The 17692-nt window shown below is 36.4% G+C and carries 14 protein-coding genes; 4 read left to right on the top strand and 10 right to left on the bottom strand.

Features of this window, described 5'->3' with window-relative positions; all coding sequences use genetic code 11:
• Positions 1 to 34: 34 nt before the first annotated feature.
• From ACMA47_RS21035 to ACMA47_RS21015, 5 genes are all read right to left on the bottom strand, one after another.
• On the bottom strand, positions 35 to 169 hold the full coding sequence (locus ACMA47_RS21035) for a hypothetical protein (RefSeq protein ID WP_255812661.1): 135 nt from the start codon (positions 167 to 169) through the stop codon (positions 35 to 37).
• A 231-nt stretch (positions 170 to 400) separates the two neighbouring features.
• The gene (locus ACMA47_RS21030; protein ID WP_185103689.1) at positions 401 to 538 is read right to left on the bottom strand and encodes a hypothetical protein; all 138 of its coding nucleotides are present in this window, start codon (positions 536 to 538) and stop codon (positions 401 to 403) included.
• Positions 539 to 693: 155 nt separating this feature from the next.
• Positions 694 to 1416 (bottom strand): hypothetical protein, encoded by a 723-nt coding sequence (locus ACMA47_RS21025; RefSeq protein WP_413931347.1) that lies wholly within the window; start codon positions 1414 to 1416, stop codon positions 694 to 696.
• A gap of 55 nt (positions 1417 to 1471) precedes the next feature.
• Positions 1472 to 3859, bottom strand: coding sequence for a M1 family metallopeptidase (locus ACMA47_RS21020; RefSeq protein WP_413931346.1), 2388 nt, complete (start codon positions 3857 to 3859; stop codon positions 1472 to 1474).
• A 67-nt stretch (positions 3860 to 3926) separates the two neighbouring features.
• Entirely contained in the window at positions 3927 to 4505 is a 579-nt protein-coding gene (locus ACMA47_RS21015) for a HupE/UreJ family protein (RefSeq protein ID WP_413931345.1), read from the bottom strand.
• A 151-nt stretch (positions 4506 to 4656) separates the two neighbouring features.
• Between ACMA47_RS21015 and ACMA47_RS21010 the strand changes: the two genes are divergently transcribed.
• From ACMA47_RS21010 to ACMA47_RS21000, 3 genes are all read left to right on the top strand, one after another.
• Entirely contained in the window at positions 4657 to 7872 is a 3216-nt protein-coding gene (locus tag ACMA47_RS21010; RefSeq protein WP_413931344.1) for a S8/S53 family peptidase, read from the top strand.
• Positions 7873 to 7952: 80 nt separating this feature from the next.
• Positions 7953 to 8468, top strand: coding sequence for a DUF6702 family protein (locus tag ACMA47_RS21005; RefSeq protein ID WP_413931343.1), 516 nt, complete (start codon positions 7953 to 7955; stop codon positions 8466 to 8468).
• A 506-nt stretch (positions 8469 to 8974) separates the two neighbouring features.
• Positions 8975 to 10753 (top strand): hypothetical protein, encoded by a 1779-nt coding sequence (locus ACMA47_RS21000; RefSeq protein ID WP_413931342.1) that lies wholly within the window; start codon positions 8975 to 8977, stop codon positions 10751 to 10753.
• A gap of 131 nt (positions 10754 to 10884) precedes the next feature.
• Here the strand turns inward: ACMA47_RS21000 and ACMA47_RS20995 are convergent, their stop codons facing one another.
• The gene (locus tag ACMA47_RS20995) at positions 10885 to 11478 is read right to left on the bottom strand and encodes an ACP phosphodiesterase (protein ID WP_413931341.1); all 594 of its coding nucleotides are present in this window, start codon (positions 11476 to 11478) and stop codon (positions 10885 to 10887) included.
• A 145-nt stretch (positions 11479 to 11623) separates the two neighbouring features.
• On the bottom strand, positions 11624 to 12973 hold the full coding sequence (gene radA / locus ACMA47_RS20990) for a DNA repair protein RadA (RefSeq protein ID WP_034696125.1): 1350 nt from the start codon (positions 12971 to 12973) through the stop codon (positions 11624 to 11626).
• Positions 12974 to 13112: 139 nt separating this feature from the next.
• On the opposite strand from radA, the gene ACMA47_RS20985 reads away from it, so the two are divergent.
• On the top strand, positions 13113 to 13682 hold the full coding sequence (locus ACMA47_RS20985; protein ID WP_253317626.1) for a YceI family protein: 570 nt from the start codon (positions 13113 to 13115) through the stop codon (positions 13680 to 13682).
• Positions 13683 to 13940: 258 nt separating this feature from the next.
• On the opposite strand, the gene ACMA47_RS20980 is transcribed toward ACMA47_RS20985, so the two are convergent.
• From ACMA47_RS20980 to ACMA47_RS20970, 3 genes are read right to left on the bottom strand one after another with little or no spacing between them, the layout of a single operon-like run.
• Complete coding sequence (locus tag ACMA47_RS20980; RefSeq protein ID WP_413931340.1) at positions 13941 to 15641, bottom strand: bifunctional alpha/beta hydrolase/class I SAM-dependent methyltransferase; 1701 nt, start codon at positions 15639 to 15641, stop codon at positions 13941 to 13943.
• A 3-nt stretch (positions 15642 to 15644) separates the two neighbouring features.
• Positions 15645 to 17015, bottom strand: a complete 1371-nt coding sequence (locus ACMA47_RS20975) for a phosphatase PAP2 family protein (RefSeq protein WP_413931339.1) — start codon at positions 17013 to 17015, stop codon at positions 15645 to 15647.
• Complete coding sequence (locus tag ACMA47_RS20970) at positions 16928 to 17683, bottom strand: SDR family NAD(P)-dependent oxidoreductase (RefSeq protein WP_413931338.1); 756 nt, start codon at positions 17681 to 17683, stop codon at positions 16928 to 16930. The genes ACMA47_RS20975 and ACMA47_RS20970 overlap by 88 nt, the downstream gene beginning before the upstream one ends.
• Positions 17684 to 17692: the final 9 nt, after the last annotated feature.

Raw genomic sequence — 17692 nt, 5'->3', positions numbered from 1 at the left:
CGGCTTTATCTTAAATTGTTATCTAAGGATTGAACTACGGGCAATATTGTCCAGGTCCGATCCACAGGATACATTGTCCTTTGTAATTGTACTCACAGCAAATACGTCCTGCTGCTCCGCCATTGATTGATTTCTGAGCATCTCTGCTTAATAATTTAGCGTTTTTCATAGTTAATAATATTTTGTTTGTACGTTCCTGAACATTTAAAGTCAATCAGGATTTTGACATTTGGTGTAAAAGAAGTGAATCAAAGATACTGTTTTTCTTTATTGTGTGATATATTTTAGTTGAATTTTTTATAATAAAATTTTGATAATCAGGTTGTAAAGAAGAAAGGTTGTAAAAACAAAAAAAGCCGGAAATTTCCGGCTTTATCAAAATTGTTATCAGATGACAGAACTAAGGACAGTTTTGTCCTGGTCCGATCCATAAAGTACATTTTCCGTTGTCGTCGCGTTCACAGCACACGAGTCTGGCAGCAAGCCCGCCATGAATAGTTTTCTGAGCATCTCTGCTTAGTAGTTTGGCATTTTTCATAGTTAAAAATATTTTGATGGGTACGTCCTGAACATTTAAAGTCAATCAGGTTTTTGACATTTGGTGTTATGTGATTCAAATATAAAACTTTTTAAGTCAGGTTGTTATGTTTTTTGTAGACGAAAATGAGATATTGGTATCTGGATGTAAGTAATTTATAGAGCTGTTTCTAAATACATTTTTCTTCCTGCCATTTCTATATCCTGCTTTACAATTTTCCTTGTTGCTGCATCAATATAATAGGTTACTGTGGTTGCTTTGTTGCTGATGTCATCATTAGTTTTTACAGCCCAAACCGGTTTTCCTTTATATTCTGTCTTTTGGGTATCCAGAATGTAGGCTTTCATCATCCCTTTTTTCTCAGATTTGGGGTTATAATCGAAAATAGAAATTTCGGCAGTATAGTGTTCTTTCAAAGGAAGGTATCTGATCAGCTGGGCATAGCTGCTGCTGTCGAAATAATGATCTGCAGGAATTTCGATGATATCTTTTTTCTGAGATTTCTTATCAAGATAATATCCGGTGACCTTATCTTTTTCAGACTTGAGAACCATATCTCTCATTGAATTGTAAGATGAGTGGTAAATAGGGTTGAAGTTGGAAGTTTTTACGAGAGTAGAATCCGTCCATTTTGTATCCGGAGCCTGTTTCATTTTTACCGTTGTTCTGATCAAAAGATCTGCTTTGTTCAGTTTTTTGATCTCCGTAACAATACTTCCTATTTCTATTTTGGTTCCTGCATTTTCAGCAAACCATACGGCTTCAGAAGTTTCATCGTGGATAAGTTTTGAGTTGATCCCGGAATTTTCAGGAGTAAGTAGCTTCTGGGAAAAAAAATTAGCACTACTTAGTATTAAAAGGAAAAGAATAGTTTTCATGATCTTTTTAATAATAAGTAGTGCTGTATTTGTAAAAGTTACAACCTTTTGATTTTTAACTCTTTCCTGCGGCCTGCATTGGGTTGACTTTTCCGGTTGAGCCTCCTCTTACGGAACCTCCTCCCTGTTTTTGTTTGAAAAGTTGGAATTTTGAAGTTTCACTTGCTGCTCCGGCATTGCTCCAGAAATTATTGCTTGTATCAATATCAGCAGTCTCCCTCATTGGATCCAGCTGAATAGATTTTACTTTCTTATCAAAATAATAGGTCTTGGAAACTTTTTGTTCGTTCAGTCTCCAGATCTGCGCTGCAGATTTGTCATATACTTTTGATCCGTCTTCAAAAGTGAATTCAAGAATGATTGGCATTACCAGACCACCTTTGTTCACAAAATCTATCTGATATCCTGTTATATTTTTGAATTTCTCTTTGTCCTTGGCATCTAAAGGAAGACCTGCCTCTGTTTTGATGGTGTATTGCTTGTTATTATCAATCTTTTCCTGGCCTCTGTCATATCTGTAATAGAAATCCTGAAGGTCTTTATCACCATCTACATAGAACTTGATATTCTTATCTTCTCTGTTTCTGATTTTTGAAAGGTCTTCAAAACTGTTTACCAATGGTTTTTCAACCTGATATTTTACTTCAGCAGCAGCTCTTGGATCACTCTCAAGATTAGGAACAGCAACCGTTACTTTATCAATCGCAATATCTACAGGATCTGTACCGTAGAACCATCCTCTCCAGAACCAGTCAAGGTCTTCACCGCTGGCATCTTCCATTGTACGGAATAAATCTGCAGGCTCAGGATGCTTGAATGCCCATCTTTTGGCATACGTTTTAAATGCTTTGTCGAAAAGCTCTCTTCCCATGATTGTTTCACGAAGAATATTCAGTCCTGTAGCAGGTTTTGAATAGGCGTTCGGACCATACTGAACTATATTTTCAGAGTTACTCATGATAGGTTCCAGCTGATCTTTCGGAAGTTTCATATAATCTACGATTGTCCATGCCGGTCCTCTTTTGGATGGGAATTTATTATCCCATTTTTCTTCTGTAAGATATTCTGTAAAGGTATTCAGACCTTCGTCCATCCATGCCCATTGTCTTTCATCAGAATTGATGATCATAGGGAAGAAGTTGTGACCAACCTCGTGGATAATTACTCCGATCATTCCATTTTTTGTCCCTTCAGAATACGTTCCGTCTTTCTCGGTTCTTCCGAAATTGAAACAGATCATCGGATACTCCATTCCGTTCGCTGCTTCTACAGACTGCGCTACAGGATACGGATAAGGAATGGTAAATTCCGAATAGGTTTTGATGGTATGGGCTACCGCTTTTGTAGAAAATTTTCTGTAAAGACCGTAAGATTCTTTTGGATAGAAACTCATTGCCATTACCTTATTGTTGTTTTCAGGAATCGTTACACGCATTCCGTCCCAGACAAACTTTCGGGAAGAAGTCCATGCAAAATCACGAACATCTTTCGCTTCGAAAACCCATGTTTTTCTTTGTTTTGAATGATTTTTCTCCGCTTTTTTAGCTTCGTCTAACGTTACAATTTCGATGGGCTCTGCTGCGTTTTCAGCTTTTCTGTATCTTGATAGCTGATCAGATGTTAATACCTGATCGTAATTTTTACATTCTCCTGTTCCTCCAACAATATGATCTGCAGGGACATTCATGGAAACCTTAAAGTCTCCGAAGACCAAAGCAAATTCACCTCTTCCGGTAAACTGATGATTCTGCCAACCCTGGAAATCACTATACACGCACATTCTTGGGTACCATTGTGCCATTGTATACAGATCATTGCCATCTTCAGGGAAGTTTTCAAAACCTCCACGGCCTCCCATTTTAATTCTGTCGGAGATATTATAGTTCCAGTCTACTTTGAAAACGAATTTCTCACCCTTTTTCAAGACTTTGGGAAGATCAATACGCATCATCGTTTTGTTGACCGTATACTTCAATGGATTACCTGACGCATCTGTTACTTTTTCAAGACTTACGCCATAACCGTTATCCTTTACAGGAAGTTCAGAAACTTTAAGCTGCTGGTTCGTAGTGGAAGAACGAAGTACAGACGAAGTGTCATATCCTGCATTTCTGATGCTTGAGTGTTCGTTTTCATCAAGCTGCAGCCAGATATAGTCCAGCTCATCAGGAGAATTATTGTAGTAAGTCACCGTTTCTGAACCTTTCAGATTTCTTTTATCTTCATCCAGATAAGCGGTAATGTTATAATCGGCTCTGTTCTGCCAGTATCCGTGACCGGGAGCTCCTGAAGCCGTTCTGTAGATGTTGGGTGTTGGTAGAATAGTTCCCAGCTGCTCAAACTTATTGCCGTGATTGCTGCCCGGGTTATTCTGAATATTTTGTGCGGTGAAACCTGTATATGCAAATACAGAAAGTGAAAGTATAACAACTTTTAGTTTCATAACCGAAATGATTTTTTAATGATCAAAGATAGTAATTACCTGTTGAATTAATGAGAATATTTAACTTTTAAAAAGGAATTCTTTCCAAAGTCATTTTTAAAGATAAAGCAAATACTCCGGAAGAAACAAAGAGTATCCAGTCTTTTTTATTCACCTTAAAAAGATTGAGTGAAATAAACAGGATGATTAAAATGGCAGCAACAATTACAATCTGGCCAAGTTCCAAACCAATATTAAACCCAAGGAGAGGTAAAGCAATACTTTGGCTTTTAGCAATCATTACTCTTGCTGTGTTGGCGAATCCCATTCCATGAACCAAACCGAAAATCAGAGCAAGATAATAGTTGGCCCGCATCAAAGTCTGTTTCTGATTTTTCATGATAATATTATCCAGCGAAGTCAGAACAATGGTTAAAGAAATTAAAAACTCCACCCAGTCAGAAGGAACTCTGAAAACATCAAGGATACTCAATGCTAATGTAATAGAATGTCCAATGGTGAACGCAGTCACAAGAATCAGAATTTTTTTCCAGTCACTGTAAGAGTAAACGGCTATCAAAGCCAAAACAAAAAGCTGATGATCCAGGGCATCCAGAGAAATAATATGTTCCCATCCAAGGTTTAAATAAAAAAGAAAATCCTGCATTTTGATTGAAAAATTTTATATTTTGAATATATTGTTAAAATATTATTAATTTTATTATTTAATTTAATTTTTACGCTGAATCTTTATTAATATTTTGCTTTATATGTGTTTTGAATAAAAATTGTATAATTGTATTGCTTAAAAATAAAATATGGATATCAAAAAATTATTTTTTACAAATGTAAACATTTCACATGGAGGAGCGAAGCTTCTTAGAAATGCTACAGCAGCCTTTTTGGGATTGTATTCCTACGCTTTTTACGGGCAGGTACAGAAACTGGATTCCCGGTTTGATCTTTTATTGAAGAATAAAGAAAGTATTGCTAATGGAAGAGCTGTAAAAGAACTGGAACGTCCTGATATGAAACTTGACCAGCACCTGGTAGTGACTTCAAAAGGAGCGCAAACCATGTATTCATGTATTGTTTATACTAAAGAGCCTGAAAAACTAAAGGCAGACGGATTTCTGGTACAAAGCCAATTTCCTGCGTTTTCCACAGCTTTAGTTTCTATTGAAGATATTGAAAGACTGACTCAGCTTCCGTATGTAACCTCTGTAATGGGACCGGAGTTTGATGAACTTCATAATGATGTGAGCCGCGCTCAGTCCGGAGCAAGTCTTTTGCAGGATGGTGTTTTCAATAACACGGCTTATAATGGAACAGGAGTTTTAGTAGGAATTTATGATACTGGAATAGACTGGAAGCACCCGGATTTCAGAAAGGCTGATGATCAGACCAAAAGCAGAATTGTTTCTATTTGGGATCAGACATTAACTGCACAAGCAGGAGAAGTTGCTCCGGCAGGGTTTGCCACTGGTGTAGAATATACAAAAGCACAGATCGATGATGAACTGGATGGTACACCCACAGGTTTTGTTCGTGAAAATGATACCAATGGTCATGGAACCCATGTTTCAGGTACTGCCGCTGGAAATGGTTCCGCTTTTACAGATAAAAGACATAAGGGATTTTCATCTGATGCGGATATTGTTTTTGTGAAAGGAGGAAACGGGTCTTTTCCTACTACAAATACCATTAATGCATTAACTTACTTCAAAAATGTGGCAACAGCACTTAATAAACCTATTGTTGTCAATATGAGTATAGGTGGTCAGAGTACTGCTCATGATGGAACTTCAAGCCATGAAGTAGCGGTTAATAATTTTACCACCTCAGGAGCGGGAAGAGTAGTTGTTATTTCGGCAGGTAATGATTACGGAGCTTTTCTTCACAGAAAAGTTGATATTGCTGCTAATGCTTCCCAGACTTATAATTTTACGGTAGTAAGTAATACTTCTGCAGCTACAGTATTTTCATTTATTATGTATGCCAATGACAATACTCCTGTTACGGCAAAGCTCACTACTCCCGATGGACAGCAGTATACTCAGAACATAAGTACAACTACAGCTCACAGTATACTGGGAGGAGGGCTTACGGCAACAATGTATAACTATTCGAATAATGATAACAATAAAAGGTATGTTCAGCTGGTAATTACCAGAACTTCAGGAACTACCAATGTTCAGGGGAATTATACATTGGAAATTACCAATAACGGAACACAGCAAATCTCAACCCATGGCTGGCTGTATAGCCAGGGAGTACAAACCACGTTGCAAAATGGGGATAATGAATATATTGTAGGAAGCCCGGGGAATGCTTCTAATGCTATTACAGTAGCATCATATATGGGAAGACCGAGCTGGTATAGTACGGGTGCTTATTCTACCACAACCCCACAGGAATCTATCTCTTCATTCAGTTCACAGGGACCAAGAGTGGATGGGGTTCAAAAGCCGGATATTGCAGGTTCAGGTCAGAATGTTATTTCATCAAGATCCAGCAATTCTGCTCCGGCAGCAACAGACATTATTTCAGGAACCAATTATTACGTGAAAAACCAGGGGACAAGTATGTCTTCACCAGGAGTAGCTGGAGCAGTAGGGTTATTACTGCAGGCTAATCCTTCATTGACGGCAGCACAGGTGAAAACCCGTCTTACGGCTAATGCAAGAATGGACGGTGCCACCGGTGTCGTTCCGAATATGAGATGGGGATATGGTAAATTGGATATCTATAAAGCTGTTACTGATGAAATAGGATGTGTGAAATCCAATTTTGAAACGGTAAGTTATGATGAGCCGTACATTGTAGCCAATACAGAATTTAATTATTATTTTGATAATATGGCTCTTGCGGTAAGATATACTCCTACGTTAACAGGGAAACTGGGAGGGTTCTCTTTTGTATCAGGGTCTTCAATTCCTTCGGATATCCCGGTGGATATTCAGATCAGAAAGGTGGATGCTAACGGAAATCCCGGAGATATTATTGCTACCAAAATCATTACTTCATGGCTTAATAATATTCAGAGATATACCTGGAACTACATCAATCTTTCAGATTTGAATGTACAAATGGTAACCGGAAAAGAATTTTATATTGTTGTTAATGGATTAGGAGGAAGAATTGCTATGAAAGCAGAGAATGCTGTACTGAATAGCAGATCTAAAACTTCTACTGACGGTACCACATGGACTTCCAGAACATTTGATCTTAAAATGAGAGCCGTAATCTATGAAAACGTTGCTGAAGTAAAGAATTTAGCAACTTCCAACCAAACAAAAGCGAATACGGTAGCAAATGGTTATAACTATTTTACAAATGCGTGCCAGCTTATCTCAAGAGTTGAAAAAGAAACTGCCAGTACAGTAACAGGAAATGTCACCTCAAAGGTATGGGTAGATAATGCACAACCCAATTATGTTGCAAGAAGATATGAAATCAATTCAGATGCAAATACTACTACGGCTACCGGAAAAGTAACTTTATATTTCAAGCAGAGTGATTTCGATGCATATAATCTGACCAATGGAGTGAAATTACCTACTTCACCTAACGATGTTGCCAATAAAGCGAATCTTCTTATCGAAAAATATACAGGAACAAGTACTACGGGAACAGTTGCTTCTTTTGGAGGTGCAGCCACAGTTATTACACCAGATGTTGCAGATATTATCTGGAATAACACCTACCAATATTGGGAAGTCAGTTTCCAGACAACAGGTTTTGGTGGTTATTTTGTTAAAACAGGAACAACATTGGGAACAGCTGATGTAAAAATGAATTCAGAAGTGAATATCACTCCGAATCCTGCCAAAGATTTTGTTAACGTAGCATTGGGAAGACATTCTAAAGGAACGGTAACCATTTATGATGCTTCAGGAAAATTGATTAAAACTGTAAATGTAAATACTAATTCAGGTAAAATTGATGTTTCCGAACTGATAAAAGGAACGTATCTATTCACTATAATGCTTGAGGATAATACAAAAATCACGAAAAAAGTAATTAAACAATAAGTCTTCATCAACCAATTATCTTAAAAAGCAGCAGTTTCTATAACTGTTGCTTTTTTTATATTTGCTGTAAAATAAAATTCATGTCAGGTAAATTTTTTTGGAGTGTTCTTTTATTATTAACAATGACTTTTCAGAGTTTTACAAGGAGTGAAGCTTTTCACCCTTATCATGTAGGCTCTGTGGAAATTAATTATAATTCAAAATCAAGAACATTTGAAGTGACGGGAAGATTTTTCCTGGATGATATGGAAAATGGTTTAGGAAAAAAATATGGAGGCGCTTTTCATTTTAATGATGAAAAATACAAAGCAAAATTGAACGATGCTCTGCGAAAATATTGTTCAGAATATTTTAAACTAAAAGCTGATAACAAATTTTTGAAGATAAACTATATCGGTTATGAAGAAGATCAGGAATCTGTAAATGTTTTTATGGAATCTGAACCTGTAGCTGCCCCGAAAAAAGTGGAAACAGCCGTAAGTTTTCTGTATAATCTTTTTGATGATCAGATCAACATTGTCCATATTATTGTAAACGGACAAAGAAACAGTGAAAAACTTACCTATCCTAACCGCTATATGTTTAAAACCTTTTAATCATTTATATTTTATAATAAAACTTATGAAGCAGTAACTAAGGTTGCTGCTTTTTTTACGTAAAATAAAGTTGAAATAAATCACTATATGACGACTAATTTTTTTTAAATGATGATTTGATAAAATGTTAAATTTTAATTATTAACATATTTTTTAATTATATTTTCAATTATTTTGTTATTTTCATGAAATATTTATTCTTATTGTTTAAATTTTGGTATTTTATTTAATATATTAATGTGTTTATTTTAATATTATTTTAATAATTTATTTATATTTTTTTTGAATTATAACAATTAAATCAATTATATTATGAAGTGAAATAAATTTATTATCTACTGCTTTTTACCAATAACAATTTTATATAGTCAGAATTAATCTGATTATACTCACCACAACTTTGCTATGATTTCATAATTTTTTATAGGATGAAAACTTTAAAATACAACACGTTCTTCCAAAGAAAATGAATAAGTAGCCCAATTATTAAATAACTTAATATGAAAATGAAAAGAAAGAACATTACACTGACACTACTTACATTCAGTAGTTTTACTTTTGCTCAGGTAGGGATTAATACAGCTAATCCAACCGCAACATTGGATATTACTGCAAAAAATCCAACGGGAACTTCTAATGCTGTAGATGGCCTTTTAGTAACCCGCGTAGACAGATTGAGAGCCCAAAGCATGACAGCAATTCCAACTTCTACAATGATCTATGTGAATAGTGTGGGAAATGGCTCACAAGCTGGAAATGCAGTAAATATTGATGCTGTAGGTTACTATTATTATAACGGTTCAGCATGGGTTAAGCTTCATAATCCGGGAAATGCCATTGATACTAATATTTATAATACCAATGGAACGTTAACCGGAAACAGAACGGTAACTCAGGGAAGCAATACATTGGCATTTACCGCAAATGCCACCAATGCTTTTTCTGTTAATGGTAATAACTTTTCAGTAGATGCCCTTAACAGAAGAGTGGGAATAGGAACTGCAGCACCTTCCAGTTTTTTATCCGTCTTAAATCCTATAGCAGGAAATGTTACAGATATCCTGTCTGCTGGAATTGACAATTGTGGTGCTCCATGCGGCCAGGGAACGCCAAGAAGTATTACCCTCTACAATAGTAATGTGAGTAACACTTTATTTGGAGGAATTGAATTTATCCCCTCTACCAGTGCTTCAGGTGCTACCGGAGCATCTATCTTAGGGATAGACCGTGATATTGCCAACAATTATGCAGGATTACAGGTTTTCACCAGAAACGCTACAGATTATGCTGCAAGAATGACTATTAAGTCTTCAGGAAATGTAGGAATAGGAACGGAACTTCCAGCTACTAAATTAGATGTTCAGTCTGCAGGAACTCCTGTGTCTCCGGTAGCCGCTATAAAAATTGTAGACGGAAATCAAACGAACGGATATGTCCTTACTTCTGATGCTGCAGGGGTAGGAACCTGGAAAGCAATTCCAGCAACAAGTTCTGTTAATATTTATAATACAGATGGAACTTTATCAGGAAACCGAGCTGTGACACAAGGAAGCAATACTCTTGCTTTTAGCGGTACAGCAGTAAATGCTTTTTCAGTGGATGGTACTACTTTATCTGTAGATGCTGCCAATGACAGAGTAGGTGTAGGAACTGCGGCTCCTACCAATAAACTTCATGTAAATGGAACAAACCCTTTACGTTTGCAGGGAACAACAGCCGGAAATACAACCACAGACCCACTTATGGTGTTGGATGCTACCGGTGTAGTGAAAACCATTGGTACCCTTGGAGCTTTATCTATTCCTAACCCCGCTCTTTTCAGACTGGATACAGCGCAGAGTGATTTTCTTAATGGTGTAGCTGCAGGAAGCTCATCTAATGTTCCTATGACTGTTGTAAAAAATTCAATCTCCGGAATGAGTTATAATGCGGGAACCAGTACCATTACATTTCCTGCGGGAACTTATCAGATCACTTTTGTATACGAGGCGATTCATAATAATGATAACGGAACTACAGTAGAAGCCGATAAATGTAGAAACAGCTCGTATATTGTGGATTTTCCTACCGGAGCAGCCGGAACTCAGAGAATCCATAGTACAGCCTATCATAATTCCGGTACTTTATCCAATCATGGTGGGACTATTACCTATGCCACTACCGTGCCTGCGGGAAGAACCTGGCCTATTCGACTGGGAAGAGGGCAATCTGGAAACTGTTCAGGTACCGGGATGACTCTGGCGGCAGCTTCAACTCAGCTTTTAGTATTCAGAATTGGAGATTAATATTATAAAAACTTTAATAGAAAAGTGTTCCCAAAAGCTTTTCTATAAAGTATTCAGGTATAAAAAATTCTAATAACACAAATTTATAGAACACTTATCTTGTATTATAAGGTAAGTGTTTTTATTTAAAATTAATTGTCCAACTGTAAAAGAGCATTAATCCCTTTTACATGGGTTAAAAGATCAGGAAAAAAATCATCATAACACTGCTGAAGATGGTCTTTGTTCTTCAGAAAAGCTTCAAAAACAGGAATATCCTTATCAAGGTACTTCGCTTTATTCAAAACATTCTGAATGCTGAATTTAATTCCCCAGTCTTCACGGTAATTATAAAGCCAGTCATCATGTTCCATTTTCACAAGCATCTTTTTGAAATTTTCCGGAAGCCATTGTTCATAGGCATTTAAAACACGATAAACTTTAAGGGAATGCGCTTTCCATTCCGGAAGAGAATTCAGAGAAAGATCCCTGGCTACAAAATGATCCATAGAGACATCTACAAACGCACCTGCATACAGTCTTACCAAAGGAGCGAATACCTTTTTGGCTTCATGAATAGCAGGGTGGGAGTCTGTAAAAGTATCAATAGCTCTGTGCAGGGTAATTCCGTCCTGAATATCTTTCGGGAAAGTAAAACGATCTCTGTTACGGATAAAGTCTTCGAGAAACTGCCCCACGATCTGACCGTCGGTAAAAGAAAGAAAAGAATGCGCCAGATAATTCATAAATTAAAGGTATGAATTAAATGTGAATGTTTGATAATAGTGAATAGTGAATAGTGAATAGTGAATAGTGAATCCGCTTCGCTTGTGAATTTTTATCCGCATTCTGATTGACGATTGACTTGCGAAGCAAAATTGACGATTCACGTTAAAAAAGCCTCTCGTGAAAATCCTCAATCTTACTCACTTCTTCAATCTTGATTCCAAATTTTCTTTTCGGGATTTTATTAAGATTGGAAACAAATATTTTCTCATAACCTAATTTTTCAGCTTCAGTAATTCGCTGCTCAATCTGGGCTACCGGACGGATTTCACCACTTAATCCGATTTCTCCGGCAAAGCAGTAATGTTCAGAAATCGCAATATCTTCATTAGAGGAAAGAACAGAAGCAATGACTGCTAAATCCAGTGCCGGATCATCTGTCTTTATTCCTCCGGTAATATTCAGGAAAACGTCTTTAGCTCCCAATTGAAAACCTGCTCTTTTTTCCAGTACGGCTAAAAGCATGTTCAGTCTTTTGGAGTCAAAACCGGTACAGCTTCTTTGAGGAGTTCCGTAAACAGCTGTACTCACCAATGCCTGAATTTCCAGAAGCATCGGTCGGTTTCCTTCCAGAGTTACCGCAACAGAGTTACCGGAAAGCTCTTCAAATTTCTTGGTGATCAGAATTTCAGAAGGATTTTTAATTTCTTTCAATCCCTGGGAAATCATTTCATAAATTCCAATTTCAGAGGTAGAACCAAAACGGTTTTTATTCGCTCTCAATAATCTGAAAAGGTGATTTCGGTCTCCGTCAAAATTCAGAACAACATCCACCATATGTTCCAGTACTTTTGGTCCGGCAATTTGTCCGTCTTTGGTAATATGCCCTACAAGAAATACAGGAGTGTTATTTTCTTTGGCGTATTTGATAATCTCATTGGAACATTCTCTGATTTGAGAAACAGTTCCCGGAGAACTTTCTATCAGCTGAGACTGCAGGGTCTGAATGGAATCAATGATCACGAAATCCGGTTCCAGTTTTTTGGCCTCATGAAGAATTTTTTCCAATGAAGTTTCAGTGAAAAGGAAACAGTTCGGATTTTGAATGTCCGTAAGCCTGTCCGCTCTCATTTTAATCTGAGAAGCACTTTCTTCACCAGAAACATAGAAAACTTTTTTCTTCATTTTCAAAGCAAGCTGAAGCAGAAGAGTAGACTTCCCGATTCCCGGTTCGCCACCAATCAAAGTAACGGAACCTAAAACGATTCCGCCTCCTAAAACACGGTTAAGTTCTTCAGAAGGAGTTTTTATCCTCGGCTCTTCACTCGTTTCCACTTCAACAATATTGATAACATGTTGTTTCGTTTTTGAAAAAGGAGGAGTTTTGTGAGAAGGTTTTTCAACAACCTCTTCTACTAAAGTATTCCATTCTCCACAGTTTTTACATTGTCCCAGCCATTGAGGATACTGGGTTCCGCAGTTTTGACAGAAATATGCTGTTTTCAGTTTTGCCATACTGCGAAGTTATAAAAAAGCATTTTTCTTTCAGAATCTAAATGAATTTAATATTAAAAACTAATCTATGCAGCGTAGGAATATCTTTCATATCTTAGCTTCATTCAATTAAAATATATTAATGTAAAATATCATTACAATGAAAAAAGTATTTTTATCTTTCGTATTTACGCTTTTAAGTATTGTTGCTTTTGGACAGGGAACCTGGCAGGTAGACCAGATGCATTCATCGGTTAACTTTAATATCAAGCACATGGGGATTAGTTTTGTACAGGGAAGGTTTGATAAATTTGACGGAAAAGCGGCTACTAGTGGTGCTAATCTGGATAATGCCGATTTAAACTTTTCTATCAGTGTTCCTACTATTAATACCGGAGTGGACATGAGAGACAGACATCTTATCAGTGAAGAGTTTTTCGATGTTGCCAAATATCCTACTATTGAATTTAAGAGCTCTTCCGTTACAAAAGATAAAAACAACAACTATATTGTTAAAGGAAAACTAACCATGAAAGGAGTAGAGAAAGAAATCAGTGCTCCGGTTACATTGGGTGGGATTACAAAGAATAAAGACGGAAAAGAGATCATGGGAATTCAGACAAAATTTACAGTAAACCGTCTGGATTACGGAATCAAATATGATCCGTCAGGAGCAGGTATCGCGAAAGATGTTGAAGTAACAGCTTACTTTGAGCTTGTAAAACAATAATATTTCAACATATAAAATATAAAAAAGGGTTTTCACTAAAATGGAAACCCTTTTTTTATATGAAAACTATTTACACCTTACAAAATCACAAAAGCTTTCAGTTAAAAATACTTTAGTGGAGAAGTTTTAAAATGATTCTGTAGAAAACTTAAGTGTTTAAATCTTTTGTGACTGTTGTGGTTAAAAATAATCAATGTCAAAGTTTGATCCAATTTAGGAATAAAGCTGCTTGAAAATCTGCGAGAGCACTAAAATATTTTAATTTGAAACATTCATCTTTCCTGAAGACACCGTGAAAATTCCAAAGTCATCAATCAGCATATTTTCTTTGTGAATACTATTAAAAGCCATAACTCTGTCCAGCTCTTTTTGGGAACGCCTTCTCATAATCCAGTCTTTATGCTGGTGATTATTCAGGACGTAGGCAATCATTTTTAATTGAGGATGCCATGGTTGCCCTGTATAAACAATGTAAGCATTCTTTTCTGAAATAGAATTTATTCCCTGAATGGCTTTACTTGCCATTTCATTATCCCCGAAAAGCTCCAGAATTCCTGAAACAATCGTAATGTTGGGTTCAAAATTCAGTTTTTGATAGGTTTGTGGATCAAAACAGTCGAAGTTTGTAAAACGGATCTTCTGATAATTCTTTTCTTTAATGACCTTTTCTCCGATTTCAATATTAGACTTTACAAATTCGTTGATCACGATTTCAGCATCCGGATATTTCTCTTTGATATCAAATAAATAATTTCCTGTTCCGCCTGCAATATCGAGTATCTTAACAGGTCTGCCCTGTTGTTTCAGAGCCTGTATATTTTTTTCTAAAAGTTGTAATAAATGTTGTTTTCTGATGCGAATCCCCTTCCAGCCGATAGCATTGAGGTAATTCTTATCCATCATTTTTCCAAAACCAAATTTCCCTTTCGGCTGATTCTGGTAAACATAATCCAGTGAAGCCCCGGAATCGAAGCCGTACTTCAGGCCAATCGCCATTCCGTTGCTTATTTTCCCAATCTTTGACAGAGACAATTTCTGCATTTTAAAATTCAGATTGTTTCCCACATTATTTTGCAGATCTTCATATTCCTTTACAGAAAAACGGTCAGAAGAAAGGGAAGCTTGTTTTATCGGTCTGTTGAAGCATTTCTCAGCAAAATTCACAATTTTATCATACACCTTTTCCTTTCCGGTATCGAATAAAATTCCATGGAAAAAATCAGGCAAAACTTCATAATGTTTCAAATCTGTATCCAGCTTTTCATGGAATATTTTCTGTTCCTTATTGAAAACCACATGATCTTTTTCTGCAGCGAGAATTAAAGTTGGGGTATCTATCGCTTCAGCATCTTCTACCAGACGTTTTCCGGCTTTTGCCAGATCAATAAGAAGTTCAGCATCAATAGATCTTGAGATCAGCGGATCTGTATCGTAGGCTTTTTGCTGTTCAGGATCATGAGTCAGCATTTTGGATTTCACATAGCTTTTAATGATGAGCCCTTTCTTAAGTTTCGTTCCTAAAGTAATCATTTCATTAGCAAGAGGAACGATGAGGTTGATTTTAAAAGCAGGAGCCAGAAGTGCCATTCCTGCAATAGTAGGTGCAAAATCATGAGCCCAGGCAGAAGCAACCACTCCGCCAATACTGTTGGCAACCACAAACATGTCTGATGTTTTTATATTGTATTGCGAGCTGATAAATTTTGAGAACGCATTCAGGTCTCTTACATAATCCATGAAAACGGATGAGGTTTTGGTTTTTGTATGGCCGTGTCCTCTAAGGTCGAATGCGAAAATGTTGTATTGTGAAAACTGGGGAGATTGGGCAATATCATTCAATCTTTCAGAATGTTCGTGACCACGATGGATCATGATGATACTTTTCTGGTGAGGCTGGTAGTTCCATTCTCGATAAAAAATTTCACTGTTATCAAAACTTTTAAAATGTCCACTGTTCATAGGTTAAAATTTTTTCAGAAAATCCTCCAGATAAGTAGGTATGACAGCATGCTTATTGTGGGTTTTCATTATGGTTATTGCTTCTGTAAGAGATAAAGATAAAATATTTTTGATTACTAAAATCCCGATAACTGAACTTCTGGTGAATCCCATGGTGCAGTGGATCAGAATCTTTCCATCTGAAGGCAGATGTCTGTAATGTCCTGTAATTTCAGAAACCAGTTTTTGTGTTTCTTCTATATCAAATGTACTAATGTCTAAAAAAGGAACAGAATGATAAGTCTTTTTATCTTTGATGAGAGAGAGTTCTTCCATCTCAGCTGATAGATCATAAATAAGCGTTGTTTTATTAGTTTTAAAATTTTTCAGACTTTTATGATCAGGTCTGGAAGAAATGTATAATCTGGGAACAACTTCCACAGGGAATCTGTTTTTCCTAAAAAATCTCCAAAATATCTGATACAATAACAGATAAGGAAAATAGAAAATCTTTTTAAACCATGGAATATTTCCTGCTTTGTTTTTTAAAAAGAAAATATGGTTTTTCTGATAATGATACCCGATAAGAAGAGTCATAAAACCAGGCCAAAGCATAAGTAATCCTGCTTTTTCAAAGAATTGATTAACAAGAATCGCGATTAAAATAATAATCCATCCTGATAAAAAATAAATATTGGCTACATGAAAATTTCTGTACAGAAAATCATTTTTCCTACAAGGAAACATCACAAAACAAAGATGGGCAAGAATACTTCCGGTGATAATATCAATGAAATGATGTTGATAAGTCGTTAAAGTAGAAATTCCCAATAGAATAAGCCAAAACATTACAAATGTCTTTCCTCTTTTTACATTTCTGAAAACTGACCAGAAAATAAATGCATAGGCAATATGCAGTGACGGAGCCTGATTGAAAGGAGAATCAAAAACTTTTAAAAACTGAAAAGAATATCCCAAAATGGAGTTGTCGACCTCAGGCTTGGACAGAGAAAATTTTAAGGGGAATAATAGAAAACAAATTCCGGAAATAATGGTGACAAAGAGCATCCGCTGTGTCAAAACTTTAAGCTGTTCTTTATTCTGACAGAAGAAAAACACAACACAGAAAAAGATTCCGCTTGTCATATAAGGAATAATACTCCATGAAATAAATGGAATATATTTTTCAAAATCAAAAACAAAAGATGAAACTTCAGGCAGCTTTGAAACATACCATGCAGTGAAATTATAGACCATCATAAATACAATGGCACAAAGTGTCAGGGCGTACAGTTTTTGTTGTAGGGTTAGTCGTTTTTCATCCATTGGGCTTTTCTGAACATGATGATATTTAATAATGAAGACGGAAGCAGGAATAACGATTTCATCATCCATTTCATTTTTACAGGAAAAATAATGAACTTCTTCTTTTTTTCAATAGCTTCCGAGATGACGGAGACTGCTGTTTCTACATCGGTAAGAAATGGTTTTTTGCTTAGGTTATTCTGATTGAGTTGTCTTAATTTCTCAGTATCAATATAGCCTGGTGCGATGGTAGTGACGGAAATCCCAAAAGGTTTCAATGCTCTGCGGTAAGCATCCGCAATCTGAATTACTGAACGTTTGGTTTTCGTGTACAAACTGGAGTTTTCATATTCCAGTATCCCGGAAACAGATGCAATTACAGCGATACTCCCTTTTTGTTGATTCTTCATTACCTTTCTTGCCGCCTCGAAGCAGTTTACGGTTCCCAGAATATTGGTTTGAAGCATTTCTTCAGCTTCTTCATAGGAAATTCTTCCTGCTACATCTTCTGCGTAGCTTCCGGCACAGTTAATGAAAATATCAAGTGTACTTTTATCCACAAGAAAAGACTGTAATGTGGATAACATAGCGTTTATGTCGCAAACATCTGTCTGGAAAGCCTTTAAATCTTTAAAATCATTCTCTGGTATTTTAGTAAGATCTCTTCCGCAGATTCCTACACAATATCCTTTAGAAAGATAATGTCTGGCCAGTGCATAGCCAATACCTGAAGTTCCGCCTGCGATAAAAACGTTCATAAGTGTTTG

Origin of the sequence: Chryseobacterium sp. T20 (assembly GCF_047345655.1) — a bacterium.
GTDB lineage: Bacteria > Bacteroidota > Bacteroidia > Flavobacteriales > Weeksellaceae > Chryseobacterium.
The sequence above is the reverse complement of the archived record's forward strand: the minus strand, read 5'-3'. Positions and strand labels throughout refer to the sequence as shown.